15 protein-coding genes are annotated in these 14,507 nt (G+C 67.5%); 10 read left to right on the forward strand and 5 right to left on the reverse strand.

The window, feature by feature from the left end:
• Positions 1-97: 97 nt before the first annotated feature.
• Positions 98-760 (reverse strand): TetR/AcrR family transcriptional regulator, encoded by a 663-nt coding sequence (locus AB0M15_RS14730; protein WP_363817957.1) that lies wholly within the window; start codon positions 758-760, stop codon positions 98-100.
• Between the two features lie 86 nt (positions 761-846).
• Between AB0M15_RS14730 and AB0M15_RS14735 the strand changes: the two genes are divergently transcribed.
• The 3 genes from AB0M15_RS14735 to AB0M15_RS14745 are packed head-to-tail and all read left to right on the forward strand — an operon-like array spanning position 847 to position 3,291.
• Positions 847-2,376 carry an MFS transporter gene (locus AB0M15_RS14735; protein ID WP_363817960.1) on the forward strand — a complete coding sequence of 510 codons (1,530 nt, stop codon included), beginning with the start codon at positions 847-849 and terminating at the stop codon, positions 2,374-2,376.
• Positions 2,377-2,386: 10 nt separating this feature from the next.
• The gene (locus AB0M15_RS14740; RefSeq protein ID WP_363817961.1) at positions 2,387-2,584 is read left to right on the forward strand and encodes a hypothetical protein; all 198 of its coding nucleotides are present in this window, start codon (positions 2,387-2,389) and stop codon (positions 2,582-2,584) included.
• An 11-nt stretch (positions 2,585-2,595) separates the two neighbouring features.
• Positions 2,596-3,291 carry a DsbA family protein gene (locus AB0M15_RS14745; protein ID WP_363817964.1) on the forward strand — a complete coding sequence of 232 codons (696 nt, stop codon included), beginning with the start codon at positions 2,596-2,598 and terminating at the stop codon, positions 3,289-3,291.
• A gap of 23 nt (positions 3,292-3,314) precedes the next feature.
• On the opposite strand, the gene AB0M15_RS14750 is transcribed toward AB0M15_RS14745, so the two are convergent.
• Complete coding sequence (locus AB0M15_RS14750) at positions 3,315-3,701, reverse strand: cupin domain-containing protein (RefSeq protein ID WP_363817966.1); 387 nt, start codon at positions 3,699-3,701, stop codon at positions 3,315-3,317.
• A gap of 52 nt (positions 3,702-3,753) precedes the next feature.
• Between AB0M15_RS14750 and AB0M15_RS14755 the strand changes: the two genes are divergently transcribed.
• Complete coding sequence (locus AB0M15_RS14755) at positions 3,754-4,752, forward strand: helix-turn-helix domain-containing protein (RefSeq protein ID WP_363817968.1); 999 nt, start codon at positions 3,754-3,756, stop codon at positions 4,750-4,752.
• A 148-nt stretch (positions 4,753-4,900) separates the two neighbouring features.
• On the forward strand, positions 4,901-6,481 hold the full coding sequence (locus AB0M15_RS14760; RefSeq protein WP_363817971.1) for a DUF222 domain-containing protein: 1,581 nt from the start codon (positions 4,901-4,903) through the stop codon (positions 6,479-6,481).
• A gap of 664 nt (positions 6,482-7,145) precedes the next feature.
• Here AB0M15_RS14760 and AB0M15_RS14765 read toward each other — a convergent pair.
• Both AB0M15_RS14765 and AB0M15_RS14770 read right to left on the reverse strand, forming a co-directional pair.
• Positions 7,146-7,760 (reverse strand): GNAT family N-acetyltransferase, encoded by a 615-nt coding sequence (locus AB0M15_RS14765; RefSeq protein ID WP_363817973.1) that lies wholly within the window; start codon positions 7,758-7,760, stop codon positions 7,146-7,148.
• Between the two features lie 86 nt (positions 7,761-7,846).
• Positions 7,847-9,061, reverse strand: a complete 1,215-nt coding sequence (locus AB0M15_RS14770) for a DUF418 domain-containing protein (RefSeq protein WP_363817976.1) — start codon at positions 9,059-9,061, stop codon at positions 7,847-7,849.
• Positions 9,062-9,250: 189 nt separating this feature from the next.
• Here AB0M15_RS14770 and paaA point away from each other — a divergent pair, with 189 nt between their 5' ends.
• The 5 genes from paaA to paaE are packed head-to-tail and all read left to right on the forward strand — an operon-like array spanning position 9,251 to position 12,783.
• Entirely contained in the window at positions 9,251-10,180 is a 930-nt protein-coding gene (gene paaA, locus AB0M15_RS14775; protein WP_363817979.1) for a 1,2-phenylacetyl-CoA epoxidase subunit PaaA, read from the forward strand.
• Positions 10,177-10,488 (forward strand): 1,2-phenylacetyl-CoA epoxidase subunit PaaB, encoded by a 312-nt coding sequence (paaB, locus tag AB0M15_RS14780; RefSeq protein WP_363817981.1) that lies wholly within the window; start codon positions 10,177-10,179, stop codon positions 10,486-10,488. Before paaA ends, paaB begins: the two co-directional genes overlap by 4 nt.
• Positions 10,485-11,225, forward strand: coding sequence for a 1,2-phenylacetyl-CoA epoxidase subunit PaaC (gene paaC / locus AB0M15_RS14785; RefSeq protein WP_363817984.1), 741 nt, complete (start codon positions 10,485-10,487; stop codon positions 11,223-11,225). The genes paaB and paaC overlap by 4 nt, the downstream gene beginning before the upstream one ends.
• Positions 11,219-11,698 carry a 1,2-phenylacetyl-CoA epoxidase subunit PaaD gene (gene paaD, locus AB0M15_RS14790; protein WP_363817987.1) on the forward strand — a complete coding sequence of 160 codons (480 nt, stop codon included), beginning with the start codon at positions 11,219-11,221 and terminating at the stop codon, positions 11,696-11,698. Before paaC ends, paaD begins: the two co-directional genes overlap by 7 nt.
• Positions 11,699-11,709: 11 nt before the next feature.
• Positions 11,710-12,783 (forward strand): 1,2-phenylacetyl-CoA epoxidase subunit PaaE, encoded by a 1,074-nt coding sequence (gene paaE, locus AB0M15_RS14795; protein WP_363817990.1) that lies wholly within the window; start codon positions 11,710-11,712, stop codon positions 12,781-12,783.
• Between the two features lie 377 nt (positions 12,784-13,160).
• On the opposite strand, the gene AB0M15_RS14800 is transcribed toward paaE, so the two are convergent.
• Positions 13,161-14,318, reverse strand: a complete 1,158-nt coding sequence (locus AB0M15_RS14800; RefSeq protein WP_363817993.1) for a hypothetical protein — start codon at positions 14,316-14,318, stop codon at positions 13,161-13,163.
• Positions 14,319-14,507: the final 189 nt, after the last annotated feature.

Here is a 14,507-nt window from a genome sequence, read left to right on the forward strand (position 1 = left end):
TGCGTGATCGGACCGTCGCAATCTGTCATGTCACGCACTGGAGGTCGAGTACCACCCCCGGCCGGTCGCGGATCGCTTGGATGCTAAGGGGGCAAGGTCATTCCGGACTGGACAGCTCTCCCAGCTGCTCATCGGTCAGCGGTACGACGGCCAGCTTGCTCGTGGTCGTCCTCGACGGCGTCAGGCCATCGAGCAGCAACGTCAGGAACCGTTCCCAGGTCCCCGGCGCCACCCGCCCGAATCGCACCTCGATCGATCCGACCGCGGCCAGCAGCAACGGCAGATCGGTTGGACCCAGATCATCCCGTACTGCGCCCGCCGCCTGCGCACGACGCAACGCCTCGGTGCCGAGCGGTGCGAACTCGGCGCGGAGCCGGGTGACCATCGGCTCCGGCGGAATCTCGGCCAGCAACACGTCCCGCATCGCCTGATTGAGCGCGACCCGCTCGGCGAGCTCGCGCAGCAACCAGAAGAAGGCCGGTCCCGGATCGTCGCGGTCCAGCGCTTGCCGGGTGACGGTCAGCACCTCTTCGAGCATCGGCGCGAGCAGTTCGCTCAGCAGTCCGGCCCGGTCGTCGATGTGCCGGTAGACCGTGCCGACGCCGAGGCCGGCGCGGGCGGCGATCTCCTCGAGCGAGACCGCGAAGCCGCGCTCGACGAACAGCTCGCCGGCGGCGTCCAGCAGGCGCTGCCGGTTGCGCTCGGCGTCCTTGCGCGGGCGGCGGGTGGGCTCGGGTGACGGCTGGGGAGTGACGGGCATGACACCGACGATACCGGAACCCCCGGTTCCACTTCTGCTCCGTGGTGAAACGGAAGAACAAATTCCGTTTTATCAGGAGGAGTGCAATGCGCCGTTCCCCGTCTGCCGTACTCGCCGCCTGCTGCCTGACCGTCGTGCTCGTGATGGCGTCGGTGGCGGGTGTCAATCTCGCGCTGAAGGACCTGGCGCTCGAACTGGGCGCGTCGAGCGCCCAGCTCACCTGGGTCGCCGACGCCTACACCGTGGCGCTGGCCGCGCTCGTCCTGCCGTTCGGGGCGATCGGCGACGACTTCGGCCGCCGCCGCGCGTTGATCGCGGGGACCGCGATCTTCGGCCTGGCTGCCTTGGCCGCCACCTTCGCCGACTCGGCCGGCCTGGTCATCGCGTGCCGGGCGGTGATGGGGATCGGTGCCGCGCTCGCGATGCCGCCCACGCTGTCGACGATCACCGCCGTGTTCCCGGCGGATCGGCGGGATCGTGCGGTCGGGGTCTGGGCCGGATTCGCGAGCGCCGGGGCGGTGCTCGGGTTGCTGCTGTCGGGGAGCTTGCTGGAGGCGTTCTCGTGGCGATCGACCTTCCTGGCGCTCGCGGTGATGGCGGCGGTCGCGGTCGTCGCGAACGTACTGCTGGTGCCGGACACCCGGGGCGCTGAGGAGCCAGCGGTGGATCTGGGTGGGGCGGCGTTGTCGGCGATCGGGATCGGCGCGCTCGTGTTCGGGCTGATCGAAGGAGCGGACCGCGGCTGGGATCATGTGGTGTCGATCGGCGCGTTCGCGCTGGCAGCGATCGCCTTGTCCGGTTGGGCTCTGCAGGCGCTGCGGCGGGAGCGCCCGATGCTGGATCCGCGGCTGTTCGCTTTGCGCGGGTTCAGTACCGGCTTCACGACGCTGGTGATCCAGTTCCTCGGGACGTTCGGCTTCTTCTACGTCGGCCTGCAGTACCTGCAGTTGGTACTCGGCTATGGGCCGCTGCGCTCAGCACTCGCGTTCTTGCCGATGGCCGCTGTGGTGATGCCGCTGTCCTCCCTGTCGCCGCGACTCGTGCGCCGGTCGGGAAGCAAGCCGTGGATGGCCGCCGGGCTGGTGTCGATGGCGGTCGGCTTCCTGCTGGCGGCACGGCTCGGGGCGGATTCGCCGTACTGGCAGTTCCTGATCGCTCTGCTGATCTTCAGCGGAGGGCTCGCGCTGTCGGCGACGCCGTCGACCAACAGCATCGTGTCCGCGTTGCCGCCGTCGAAGCAGGGCGTCGCTTCCGCGGTCAACGACGTGACGCGTGAGTTCGGCGCCGCACTCGGCATCGCCTTGCTCGGCTCGCTCTTCAACTCCGCGTACGCCGATCGCGCGGCCGGCCTGGTCGCCGGCCTTCCGCCGGAAGCCGCGACTCACGTGAAGGACTCAGCCGCCGCGGGTCTCGAGGTTGCCGCCGATCCTCGGCTCGGCGCTCACGGACCGGCCTTGGCCGACGGCGTTCGCGATGCCTTCGTGCACGGCATGTCGCAGTCCTTCCACGCCGGCGCGATCGTCGTACTGGCTGCCCTCGCCTTCGTACTGGTCGTCACTCCACGGCGCAACGCCCCGGTGGAAAAGCCTGTCGAGCCGGCGGTGGTTGGCGACTAGCATCTGGTCGATGCGGATGCTGCTGAGGTACGCCTACGGGGTCGTCCCCGTCGCGACCGTGGCGACGCTGCTGCTCGCGCTGGCGTCGGCGGGATCGGCTGCAGTGCTCAACCTGCTGATCGGCCGGGTGGTGGGTCATTCAATCACTCCGGCAGTTAACCGGACTGCGGTCCAGTTCTATGATATGGTGGGTTTTCCATTGTTTTGAAGGGGAAACTGATGACTGTTGCTGTCGCGCCGGGGACCATCGTCGTGTACTCCGATATCTGGTGCTCGTTCGCACATCTGGCCGTGCATCGGCTGCATACGACCCGCGCCCGGCTGGGGTTGGAAGGGCAGGTGGGGTTCGACCACCACGCGTTCCCGCTGGAACTGCTGAACGGGCACAGCAGTCCGCGGCCGGGGACCGATTCGGAGGTGTCGGCGATCGGCCGGCTCGATCCGGAGGCCGGGTGGAAGTTGTGGCAGGCGCCCGACTGGACCTATCCGACGACGACGGTGCCGGCGCTGGAGGCTGTGCAGGCGGCCAAGGAGCAGGGGCTTGCCGCGAGTGAGGCGCTGGATCTCGCGTTGCGTAAGACGTTCTGGGTCGAGAGTCGGTGCATCAGCTTGCGGTCGGTGTTGCTGGAGGTTGCTGCTGAGACGGGCGCCGTCGACGTCGATCGGTTGGCGGAGGCGCTCGACGATGGCCGCGCCCGGAAGCTGGTGATGGCTGACTTCGCTGTGTCGCAGACGAATGCGGTTCAGTGCAGCCCTCACCTGTTCCTCGCCGACGGTACGAATGCTGCCAACCCCGGTGTGGAAGTCCACTACACCGACGCCTACGGCACCGGCTTCCCGATCGCGACCGCCGACGACCCGTCGATCTACGAAACCCTCCTGCTCCAAGCCGCCGGCGCGCTCGAGCCTGCCTAACACCACGCGGCCGGTCGAGGTGGCTAGAGCGCGATGCCGGTGTGGGTTTGGATGTGGTCCGGCAACGGGTCATGGGTATCGCCGGTGGTGGGCGTGTTGGCGGGATCCATGACGAGAATCTGCGCACCGCCATCGGAGAAGGGGCGATGGTAGATGCCCTTGGGTACGACGAACAGTGAGCCGGCCGGGAGGCTGATTACCCGCTCCTCGGGGTCGCGGACAGCGATGTTGAAGTCGCCGTCCAGCGTCAGGAAGAGCTCATCGGTGGTGTCGTGGACATGCCAGATGTACGAGCCCTTCACATGCGTCACGCGGATGTCGTAGTCGTTGATCCGCGCGGCGATCCGCGGATTCCACAGGTCGTCGAAGGTGGAGAGAACGGCGCGGAGGTCAATCGGTTCGTTGGTCACAGAACCATCCTCGCCAGGTGCATTCCGATCGCGTGAGTGCTAGGAATAACACATGTCGAAACAATCCTCGCAGCAGCGGCCGGACCAGACTCGGGCGCACAAGGTTGCGGTGATTGTTGGTGAGGGGTCGAATCCGTTCGAGCTCGGGGTGGCGACCGAGTTGTTCGGGTTGCGGCGGCCGGAGCTGGATCGGGAGTGGTACGAGCTGGTCCTCTGTACGCCGGAGCCGGCCGTCCGCATGCACAGCGGGTTCTTCCAGCTCACCGGAGTCGCCGGGCTCGACCAGGTCGACGACGCGGACACCGTCATCGTCCCGAACCGCCCGGACCCCGAAGTACCGCCGCCTCCGGCTGTTCTCGACGCCGTACGCCGGGCCGCCACGCGCGGAGCGAGATTGGTGAGCTTCTGTACCGGCGCCTTCACCCTCGCGGCGGCCGGCGTACTCGACGGCCGCCGCGCCACCACCCACTGGCGCTGGGCCGGCCTCTTCGCCGCCATGTACCCCGAGGTCAAGCTAGAACCCGACGTCCTATTCGTTGACGAAGGCAACGTCCTCACAGCCGCCGGCAGCGCCGCCGCACTAGACCTAGGCCTGCACCTGATCCGCCGCGACCACGGCGCCGAGATCGCCAATGCAGTAAGCCGCCGCCTCGTCTACACCGCTCACAGAGACGGCGGCCAACGCCAATTCATAGACCAGCCAGTCCCACCCGTAGCCGACACGTCGCTCGCTCCGCTCCTGACCTGGATCCGCCAAGAACTAGCCAGCCCCCTCACAATCGCCGACATCGCAGCCCACGCCGCCATGAGCCAAGCCACCCTCCACCGCCACTTCCAAGCAGAACTAGGCACAACGCCCCTCGCCTGGCTAACCGCCGAACGAGTATCCCTAGCCTGCCGCCTACTAGAAGCAGGCGAAATCCGCCTAGACGCGGTAGCCCGCCAATCCGGCCTTGGCACCCCCACCAACCTACGAATCCAACTAAGACGCCGCACCGGCCTAACCCCAAGCAACTACCGCCGCCGCTTCACCCTCAATGCAACAGGGTAGTCGCACCGGTCCCAACTGACTTCGTGCTCGTCCACAGCCGCGCATGTCCTGTGCATAACCTGGCCACTTCCTGCCAATCGCAGATCCCTTGTAAATAAGGGCTTTCCGGGTTCGAAAACTGTCGGCGGGGCTGTCTAGGGTTGTCGGTATGGAGATCTCGCAGCTGCGACCCACCTGTCTCCAGAGTGACGACGAACTCATGGTCACTCTGGACACGGTCGTGGCTGCCCGGCTCCAGCTGAACGTGCTCTGCCTGGAGCTGGTCGGGGACGTCGAGTCCCGGGGTCTGGCGACCGAACTGGGTGCCAAGAACACCGTCGAACTCCTCGAGCTTCGCCACCGGCGCGACGCGGCCGAGAGTCGTAGTGATCTCAAGTTCCTGAAGAACCTTGCCAAGTACGGCGCGGTGGCCGCGGCTCTCGCCTCGGACGAGGACCCATTGAGGCTGACCGTGGAACTGGCGAAGGTCATCGTCTTCACCTTGGAGAAGGCGCCTGCGACCGTGCCGGCCGAGGATCTCGCGGTCGCCGAGGAGCAGATGGTCGAGGTCGCGCGCTATCTGACCCCGAGTGGCCTGCGCGACTTCGGCCGCCAGGTCCTCGACCGGTTGGACACCGACGGCCCCGAGCCCGCCGAGGATGAGGCGTACCAGAACGAGAAGCTGTGGATCCGCCGTGCCGATGACGGTGTGAAGTTCGGTGGGTTCCTGGCGGGTGCGAATGCCGAACAGTTCAAGATCGCGATCCACGACCTCGCGAAACCACACCGGACAGTTGATGGTGAGCTGGACCCGCGGTCGCACGAGAAGCGGCAGGCTGATGCGTTGACCGCGATCCTCGACATCGCTACCGGCGTCCCCGCCGCGACGGGTGTCCCTGGTGTGCCGCACTTGACGGTCACCATTGATTTCGCGGATCTGAAGGCTCTGACCTCCGAAGCCGTCGGTGAACTGCTCTTCGGTGACAACCTGTCCGCTTCTGCCGTCCGTCTTCTGGCTTGTGATGCGGCGGTCCTGCCGATTGTGCTCGGCTCGGACTCCCAGCCGTTGGATGTCGGGACGGAGTACCGCTTCGTCACCCGCCCGATCCGACGTGCTCTGAACCGGCGCGACAAGGGCTGTGTCATCTGCAAAGCCCCGCCGTCGCATTGTCACGCCCACCACGTCATCCACTGGGTCGACGGCGGCCCGACCTCGATCTCAAATCTCGTACTGCTCTGCGCGGCTCATCACCGCGCCGTCCACGCCGGCCACTGGTCGGTCACCATCACCAGAGGCACCGTCCAGATCACCCGCCCCAACTGGACCATCCCCACCCCAACTCGAGTCCCGCTGTCCATCATCACCTCATCACCCCCCAACACCCCGGAAACCTCACCACTCCGGCACACTCCGGAATCCTCATCGCCCTGGGATGCCCCATCAACCCCGGCTGCCCGGGCCACTCCCGGCACCCAACCGACCTCGCCCTGGGGCTCGCCGGCCCCGGATGGCCGTCGAGCCCCGGGCACCTTGACGCTGGACGGCACCGCCGCCAGCTGGCTCGCGCCCGCAACCGCCGCCTGGTCCATCAACGCCGATCCCCACCACCCCCAGCCCAACCGGCCACGCGGCACCACCCCCTCCAACCCAGCCAGCCCCGCCGCCAGAGGCCTGTCCTGGCTAACCCCCGAGACCGTCGCCGACCTCAACCCCTGGGGCGAAACGGGCACCCCCTCCACCGGCCCGTAAATAACCCACCACAACACGCCCCCACCACCCACAGCGCCGCCCGCCTCCGGCCCGACGCCAACCATCCACGCCCACAGCAGACCAGGTCCTCGCCGACCGCCGAGGCCTGGACGTCGGCGACCACCCGGCGGGCGTCGGACACCAGACAACGAACGAGACACCTGATCCCATGCTCGCTTCCGTCGCGGTGAAGCAGTCCACTGTCGCGAGCACACCGTCGAGCTGGGCGTGCCGGACTCCGTCGTGCTGATTGATCCGAGAACGGCGAAGACCGGACAGAACATCGAGTTCACCCGGGAATCATGTCCAGGGCAAGACTCTCGGCCCCCGATGCCGTTCGCACAGGTTCCTATCGTTGCCGGAGGCCACTGAACGACAACCGGTCGCTGGCCCGAAGGCTCGCGGCTGCTGAGACGGTGGCCAACGTGGTGCTCCTGCTATGCCGAGTTCGGCTGCGACATCGTAACTACCTGATGATCGGCAGGTGGGGGATCGCCTGGGGGTTCGCTGGGTTCGCTGACTTGGTGCGAGGAGTGGGTACGGGTGGGCTGATTCAGCGGCCGGGAGTCGATCGGGTCGCTTTGGCCAGTGCGTTGCTAGCTCAGTGGTTCGGGTGGGCTCAACACTCCGGCTCGACGGGCGAGTACGGGTGGGGGTTAAACAGTTACTCGGAGGCGGATGGGTCTGTGTGGAGGCGGACCTGTTTTACGCGGACTGATTCGTCGCCGTAGAGGTCTAGTTCTCGGGTGGCGCCGTCGGGGGACCAGCCGGAGTCTGTGTAGAAGGAGCGGAGGATGTCGTCTGTGGTGTTGATCCAGACGGTTACTCGCTGGAATTTGTCGGCCCGGGTTGTGTCTACGACGGCGTTTAGGAGGCGGGAGCCGTGGCCGGCTCGGGTGGCGGTGGGGTCGACTGCCAGTTCGGCGACTAGGGCGTCGTGGCGTTGGTCGGCGTCTGGGTCGTCGGAGGCGGTGATGGCGGCGAAGCCGACGATGGTGCGGCCGGCCAGGGCTACCAGGACGCGGTTGCGGGCTTCGCCGGGGGCGATCAGGGCGGCGCGCCATTGGGCGGCGAATTGAGCGGGGTTCAGGTCGGCTAGGACGTCCGCGGGGAGGAGGCCCTCGTAGGCGCGGCGCCAGGCGGCAACCTGGATTTCGCCGATGGCGTCTGCCTCGGCGGGCAGGGCCAGGCGGACGCTTGACTCGGCGATCGGGTCCTCGGTGGTGCCCATCGAGGTCAGGCTTTCCGGTTCCGGTACGCCGAAGTCGTCGTGGTTCATACCCACATCCTTTCAAAGGGCAAGGCAAAGACCTCCGGCAGGACACCCGTCGGGTAGGTGTCCTGCCGGAGGCGGCTCAAAACGGATCAGTAGACGAGCTTGCGGAGGAGGGTTTCCGCGGGTCCTCGGTAGGAGTGCTTCTTCATTTGGTAGGCGGCGATCACGGAGATCGTCCAGACCAGTACGGCGGCGCCGAAGGCGGTCCAGCCGGTACTTCCGAAGCGCTGGCCCAGGTTGAGGGTGAAGGGCGCCAGCAGCACCATCCAGGACACGGACTGGAACAGGTAGCCGGACATCGAGCGCTGTCCGAGGGCGGAGATCGCCTGGACCGGCAGGCCCAGCTCGGCGGGGCGGCGCGAGGTGGTGAGTTTGCCGACCAGGAGGGCGAAGAGGGCGATGTAGCCGGGGCCGCCGTACTGGCCGCTCAAATCGTGCAGGAAGGAAAGCTTGCTGATCGCGGCCTCGTCGACGTGTAGCCAGCCGGCGGCGACCAGGGCGAGCGGGAGGCCGCCGAGGACGGTGATGCCCATGCCGACCACCGCGACCCGGGTCAGCAGGACCTTGTGTGCCAACGGGTTCTCGAGGATCTGCTTGCGAGCGGCCCAGATGCCGAGCCAGACGATGACGGTGAAGCCGAGGACGAAGGCGGTGTGGGCCGGGTACTCCTGCAGCCGGTGGAGCAGGCTGGAGCCGTAGTTGGTGGCGGCCAGGGACGGGTTCGGGCTGTTGGTCATCGAGTGGCCGGGGCCCGAGTTGATGACGGCGAGCGCGGCCAGGCCGGCGGCGACGACCACGTAGACGATCTGGGCACCCCAGATCCACAGGACGATCTTGTGGAACCGGTCGCCGCGATTCAGCAGTACCAGCGTGCAGATGATGCCGACGATGCCGTACGCGCCGAGGAAGTCACCGAAGTACAAGAGGGTCGCGTGGGCCAGGCCGAAGGCGATCAGCCAGGCGTTCCGCTTCAGCAGGATCTTTCGTACTCCGCTCGGCGTCGCGCCCGAGTTGCGCTGGCGGCGGGCCAGCTGGACCAGGCCGTAGCCGAACATCACCGCGAAGACCGGGTACGCCCGGGCGTCGACCAGGGTGATCTTGAGGAAGTTGAGGATCCGCTCGAGGCCGTGCGGGGAGCCGTTCAGGCCGGGCTGGCCGGCGAAGGCGAAGTTGGCGGCGTTGGCCAGGCCGATCAGCAGCAGCATCGCGCCGCGGATCAGGTCCGGCGCCAGCGCGCGCTCGGCGCTGGTGACCGGGCCCCGGTGGTCGGTCACCGGGGGCTGCGAGGTGATGAGCTGCGTCACGAGGATTCATCCCTTTCAGAACTGTGGAGGGGTTGAGCTGTTGACCACAATCCTGCTGCCAGACGATGCGCCGACCCAGTGGCCTGAGCCCACACCTCAAGGTGGAGTTAGCACCCCCAGAAGCAGCATGTTGTGACACTTGTCGTCCGATCTGCAGAAAAAGTGTCACAAGTCGGCTATGCTCGGGCCATGGACAGCTTCCAGGCGACGATCGACGCAGACGGCCGGATCGAGCCGCGCGACGCGATGCCCGAGGGGTACCGCAAAACCCTGATCCGGCAGATCGCGCAGCACGCGCACTCCGAGATCATCGGGATGCAGCCCGAGGGCAACTGGATCAGCCGGGCGCCGTCACTGCGCCGCAAGGCGATCCTGATGGCGAAGGTCCAGGACGAGGCCGGTCACGGCCTCTACCTGTACGCCGCCGCCGAGACGCTCGGCGTGGACCGCGCCGACCTGCTGGACATGCTGCACGAGGGCCGGCAGAAGTACTCCAGCATCTTCAACTACCCGACGCTGACCTGGGCCGACATCGGCGCGATCGGCTGGCTGGTCGACGGCGCCGCGATCGTCAACCAGGTCCCGCTGTGCCGCTGCTCGTACGGTCCGTACGCGCGGGCCATGGTCCGGGTCTGCAAGGAGGAGTCGTTCCACCAGCGGCAGGGGTTCGAGATCCTGCACACGCTGTGCAACGGCACCGACGCCCAGAAGGCGATGGCCCAGGACGCGCTGAACCGCTGGTGGTGGCCGAGCCTGATGATGTTCGGCCCGCCGGACGCCAGCTCGACCCACTCCGAGCAGTCGATGGCGTGGGGGATCAAGCGGCACAGCAACGACGAGCTGCGGCAGCGCTTCGTCGACATGACCGTCCCGCAGGCCGACGTACTCGGCATCCGGGTGCCCGACGACGGGCTGACCTACGACGAGGAGACCGGTCACTACAGCTTCACCCAGCCGGACTTCACCGAGCTGTACGAAGTTGTCAAGGGCAACGGTCCGTGCAACGAGGAGCGGCTGGCCCACCGGGTCAAGGCACACGAGGACGGCGCCTGGGTCCGTGAGGCAGCCGCGGCGTACGCCGAGAAGCAGGCCGCCAAGGCGCAGGGGAGTGCCGCATGAGCGAGACGACCGGAACTGCTGCGCGTCCGTCGATCGAGCCGCTTTGGGAGGTCTTCGTCCGGTCCCGTCGTGGCCTGTCGCACGTGCATGTCGGCAGCCTGCACGCGCCCGACGCGACGATGGCGCTGCGCAACGCCCGCGATGTCTACACCCGCCGCCAGGAGGGTGTCTCGATCTGGGTCGTGCCGGCCACCGACATCACCGCGTCGAGCCCGGACGAGAAGGACGAGTTCTTCGACCCGGCCGCCGACAAGGTCTACCGGCACCCGACCTTCTACGAGGTCCCGGAAGGCGTCGAGCACCTGTGACCGACCTCTTCACGTACACCCTGAGGCTCGGCGACGACGCGCTGATCGCGGTGCAGCGGACCGCCGAGTGGATCGCGGCCGCCCCGCAGCTCGAGGAGGACGTTGCCCTGGGCAACATCGGCCTCGACCAGCTCGGCCAGGCCCGGTCACTGCTGCAGTACGCCGGCCAGGTCGAGGGCGCGGGCCGTTCCGAGGACGACCTGGCCTACTTCCGCGACGAGCGCGACTTCCTCAACGTCCAGCTCACCGAGCTGCCGAACGGTGACTTCGCGCAGAGCATCGCCAAGCTGCTGTACTTCGCGACGTACCAGCACCTCCTCTACGAAGAGCTCCGCAGCTCCTCCAACGAGACCCTCGCGGGCGTCGCCGGCAAGGCGGTGAAGGAGGTCGCATACCACGTCGACCACGCCACCCAGTGGGTACTCCGCCTCGGCGACGGGACCGAAGAGAGCCACTCCCGGATGCAGGCCGGCCTGCAAGCGATGTGGCCCTACACGGCCGAACTGTTCGCCTCCGACGACCTGGTCCAGCGGCTCGACGTCGCTGTCGACCCGTCGACGCTGGAGGAGGAGTGGCTGCGCCGGGTCACCGAGGTGATCGACCAGTCGACGTGCGAGCGGCCGGCCTCGTCGTACCAGCACAGTGGCGGTCGCGAAGGTCGTCACACCGAACACTTCGGGTATCTGCTCGCCGAAATGCAGCACGTCGCCCGCTCGCATCCAGGAGCGAAATGGTGACGGACACCGCGATCCTGACGGCAGTCGGGGAGGTCGCGGATCCCGAAGTACCGGTGCTGACGATCGCTGACCTCGGCGTGCTCAGAGGCGTGCGGCACGAGGGCGACGAGGTGGTCGTGACGATCACCCCGACGTACTCCGGCTGCCCGGCGATGGACCTGATCAAGCACGAGGTCGAGCTCACCCTCGACTCACTCCACCTCAAGGGTCGCGTGGAGACCGTTCTGTCGCCCGCGTGGACGACGGACTGGATGAGCGACGAGGGCAAGGCCAAGCTCACGGAGTACGGGATCGCCCCGCCGACGGGTCGTCATGCGGTTGGGGGACCGGTATCGCTGAGCCTGACCATCCGGTGCCCGCTGTGCGGTTCGCCTGACACCACCGAGCTGAGCCGGTTCGGGTCCACCTCCTGCAAGTCGCTCTGGCGGTGCAACTCCTGCCGGGAGCCCTTCGACCACTTCAAGGCGATCTGACCATGACGACGATGACCAGGCGCAGAGCGAGCTTTCATCCGCTCAAAGTCAGTGCGATCGACGAGATCACGGATGACTCGGTGGCGATCACTTTCGACGTACCGGCGGAGCTTGCGGCGGAGTATGAGTTCGCCGCGGGACAGCACCTGACGGTACGGCGTACCGGCGACGACATCCGGCGCAGCTACTCGATCTGCTCGCCGGCGGGTTCCGGCGTACTACGGATCGCGGTCAAGCGGATCCCCGGCGGCGACTTCTCGTCGTACGCGTCGACCGCGCTCAAGGTCGGCGACACGATCGACGTGATGACGCCGCTCGGGCGGTTCGGGACGCCGCTCGATCCCGCCCACGCCAAGCACTACGCGTTCATCGCCGCCGGCAGCGGGATCACCCCGGTGCTCTCGCTGGTCGCGACCATCCTGCAGGTCGAGCCGGCCAGCCGGGTCACCCTGCTCTACGGCAACCGCACGGCCGGATCGGTGATGTTCTCCGACGACCTGGCCGACCTCAAGGACCGGTACGCCGAACGCCTGCACCTGGTGCACGTACTGTCCCGGGAGTCGACCGACGTCGAGCTGTTCAGCGGGCGGATCGACAAGGACCGGCTGGGCCGGATGATCGACACGATCCTGCCGGTGAAGACCGTCGACGAGTGGTTCCTCTGCGGTCCGTACGCGATGGTCGTCGGCGCGCAGGAGCTGCTGATCGACCAGGACGTGGCCCGCGAGGACGTGCACGCCGAGCTGTTCCATGTCGGCGACGAAGCACCGGTGGCGCGGGTCGAGGAGACCACGACGGACGCGGAGGCGGCCGAGGTGACGGTGATCCTCGACGGCCGTCGTTCGACCTTCCCGCTGGGCGAGCACGGAAAGGCAGTGCTGGACGCAACGCTGGCCGTGCGGACCGATGCACCCTTTGCCTGTAAGGGCGGAGTTTGCGGGACCTGCCGGGCAAAAGTTGTCGACGGCACCGTTCGGATGGACACCAACTGGGCGCTCGAACCCGACGAGATCCGCGCCGGTTACGTGCTCACCTGCCAGTCGCACCCGACCAGCGAGAAAGTCACCCTCGACTTCGACGCCTGACGCCTCTGCTGCTCAGGGCCTGACGATCCCCAAGCCGGCGTGGCATGCGTGTGACACGGCGCCGGGCTACGAGTGTGCGACGGCGAAGGTGCCGCTGGACTACGACAACCCGCGTGGCGCGACGACCTCGCTCGCGGTCAGCCGGATCAAGGCGACCGACCCCAAGCGGCGGATCGGCTCACTGTTCCTCAACCCCGGTGGTCCAGGTGGTTCGGGCGTCGGCCCGCGAAGGGCACGGTCTGCAGGCCGGACGAGGTCCCCTTCGCCCAGCCTGCAACCCGCTCGGCGAAGGCCAAGCCGGCGTACCAGTTCAGGCCGCCGACGCGCTGACCGCTGGCGGGGCGGAAGGAGTTCCGCCCCGCCAGACCCTCAGACCGTCAGGCGACGATGGCCGGCAACTGCGTCTCGAACAGGCCCGCGAAGGTGCGGCTGGGCATGATGTGGCCCTGGTTGGGCGCGCTGCTGACGATGCTGTAGCCCCAGTCGACCGCACGCAGCCGCTGCGTGTGGGTGCCGTGATGGCTCAGGTTGGTGAAACCGCAGTCGCCGAGCTGGAAGAACACCTGGTCGAACTGCTGGATCCGCTTGTACTGAAGGGCGTCCCCGCGCGAGTGGGTGAGGAAGTAGGCGGCGAACGAGTCGGCCATCAGCTCGGTCCGCCGGGACGCCTCGGACCCGGTGAGGGTGCTGGCGAACAGGTTGTCCTGGAACTGCACGTGGTGCCCGTACTCATGGGCCAGGATCGCCTGCGCGGTGACATCGGAGTAGCCGATCGCCTTGAAGGCCTCCAGTACGCCGTCGCCCATCACGATCATCTTCGGGACGACGAAGCCGGGAATGACCGCGCCCGGGTAGGCGAAGGCGTTGAAGCTGAAGTACGGGTGGTTGCCGTAGTCGAACTTCGGCTGGTTCATCCCGGTGACGACCTCGGCGGCCAAGGAGGTCGAGATGGCGTCTGGCAGGCCGTAGACGACGTGGAAGAACCGGTACATCCGGGCCGGGTCGGTCAGCATCGTGCCCTTCATCGGGACCAGCCGGATGCCGGCCGGGTCGATGTCCCAGAACCGGCCGAGGTCGCGGAAGGTGTGAGTGATGTCGGTGCTGAACTCACCGGTGAGGCCGAAGGTCGACCCGGCGTCCTGCGGCCACAGCAGCGCGTCGTACAGCAGCGGCTGGAAGCTGTTGACGGCGTCCGCGAACTGCTGGTCCGCAGCCGTCCAGTCAGCGCGCTGTGCTGCCGCCCAGTCCCGGACCGGCGTGGACGGGTTGCAGGCAGTCGGGATGACCGCTGCGCTCAGGTCGTCGTCGATCGCCACCTGAGCATTGAGCTGGGCGGCGAGAGTCGATCCGCCCGTCGGCCGCAGCGCGTTGAGCTTGGCTGCCAGTGCGCTGGTCTGCTCGGGGGACAAGGCCTGCGTGGCAGCCGCGGTCTGCGAGGTTGCGGGGGAGGTGGAGGCCTGAGCGGCGTTGCCCGCCAGCCCGCCCGCCAGCACGAGTGTGAGCAGGACGGCGGACCCTGCAAGGGACTTCTTCATAGCTCTCCTAGGTCTTCGCCGGGGCGGCGGCGGAGGGGATTGACGGCCTCAGTATTGGTCGCGATCACGGCGCCGGCAGCGGTTCGGGGCTGTCGGAATCCGGCATGGCGGAAAGCTGACGGCTTGTACGGCCGTCCCGTGTGGCTTCCCGTTTCTGTCGGTCGGCGCTGAAAGAATCGGCGGCTCACG

The organism is Kribbella sp. NPDC051718 (assembly GCF_040681515.1).
GTDB lineage: Bacteria > Actinomycetota > Actinomycetes > Propionibacteriales > Kribbellaceae > Kribbella.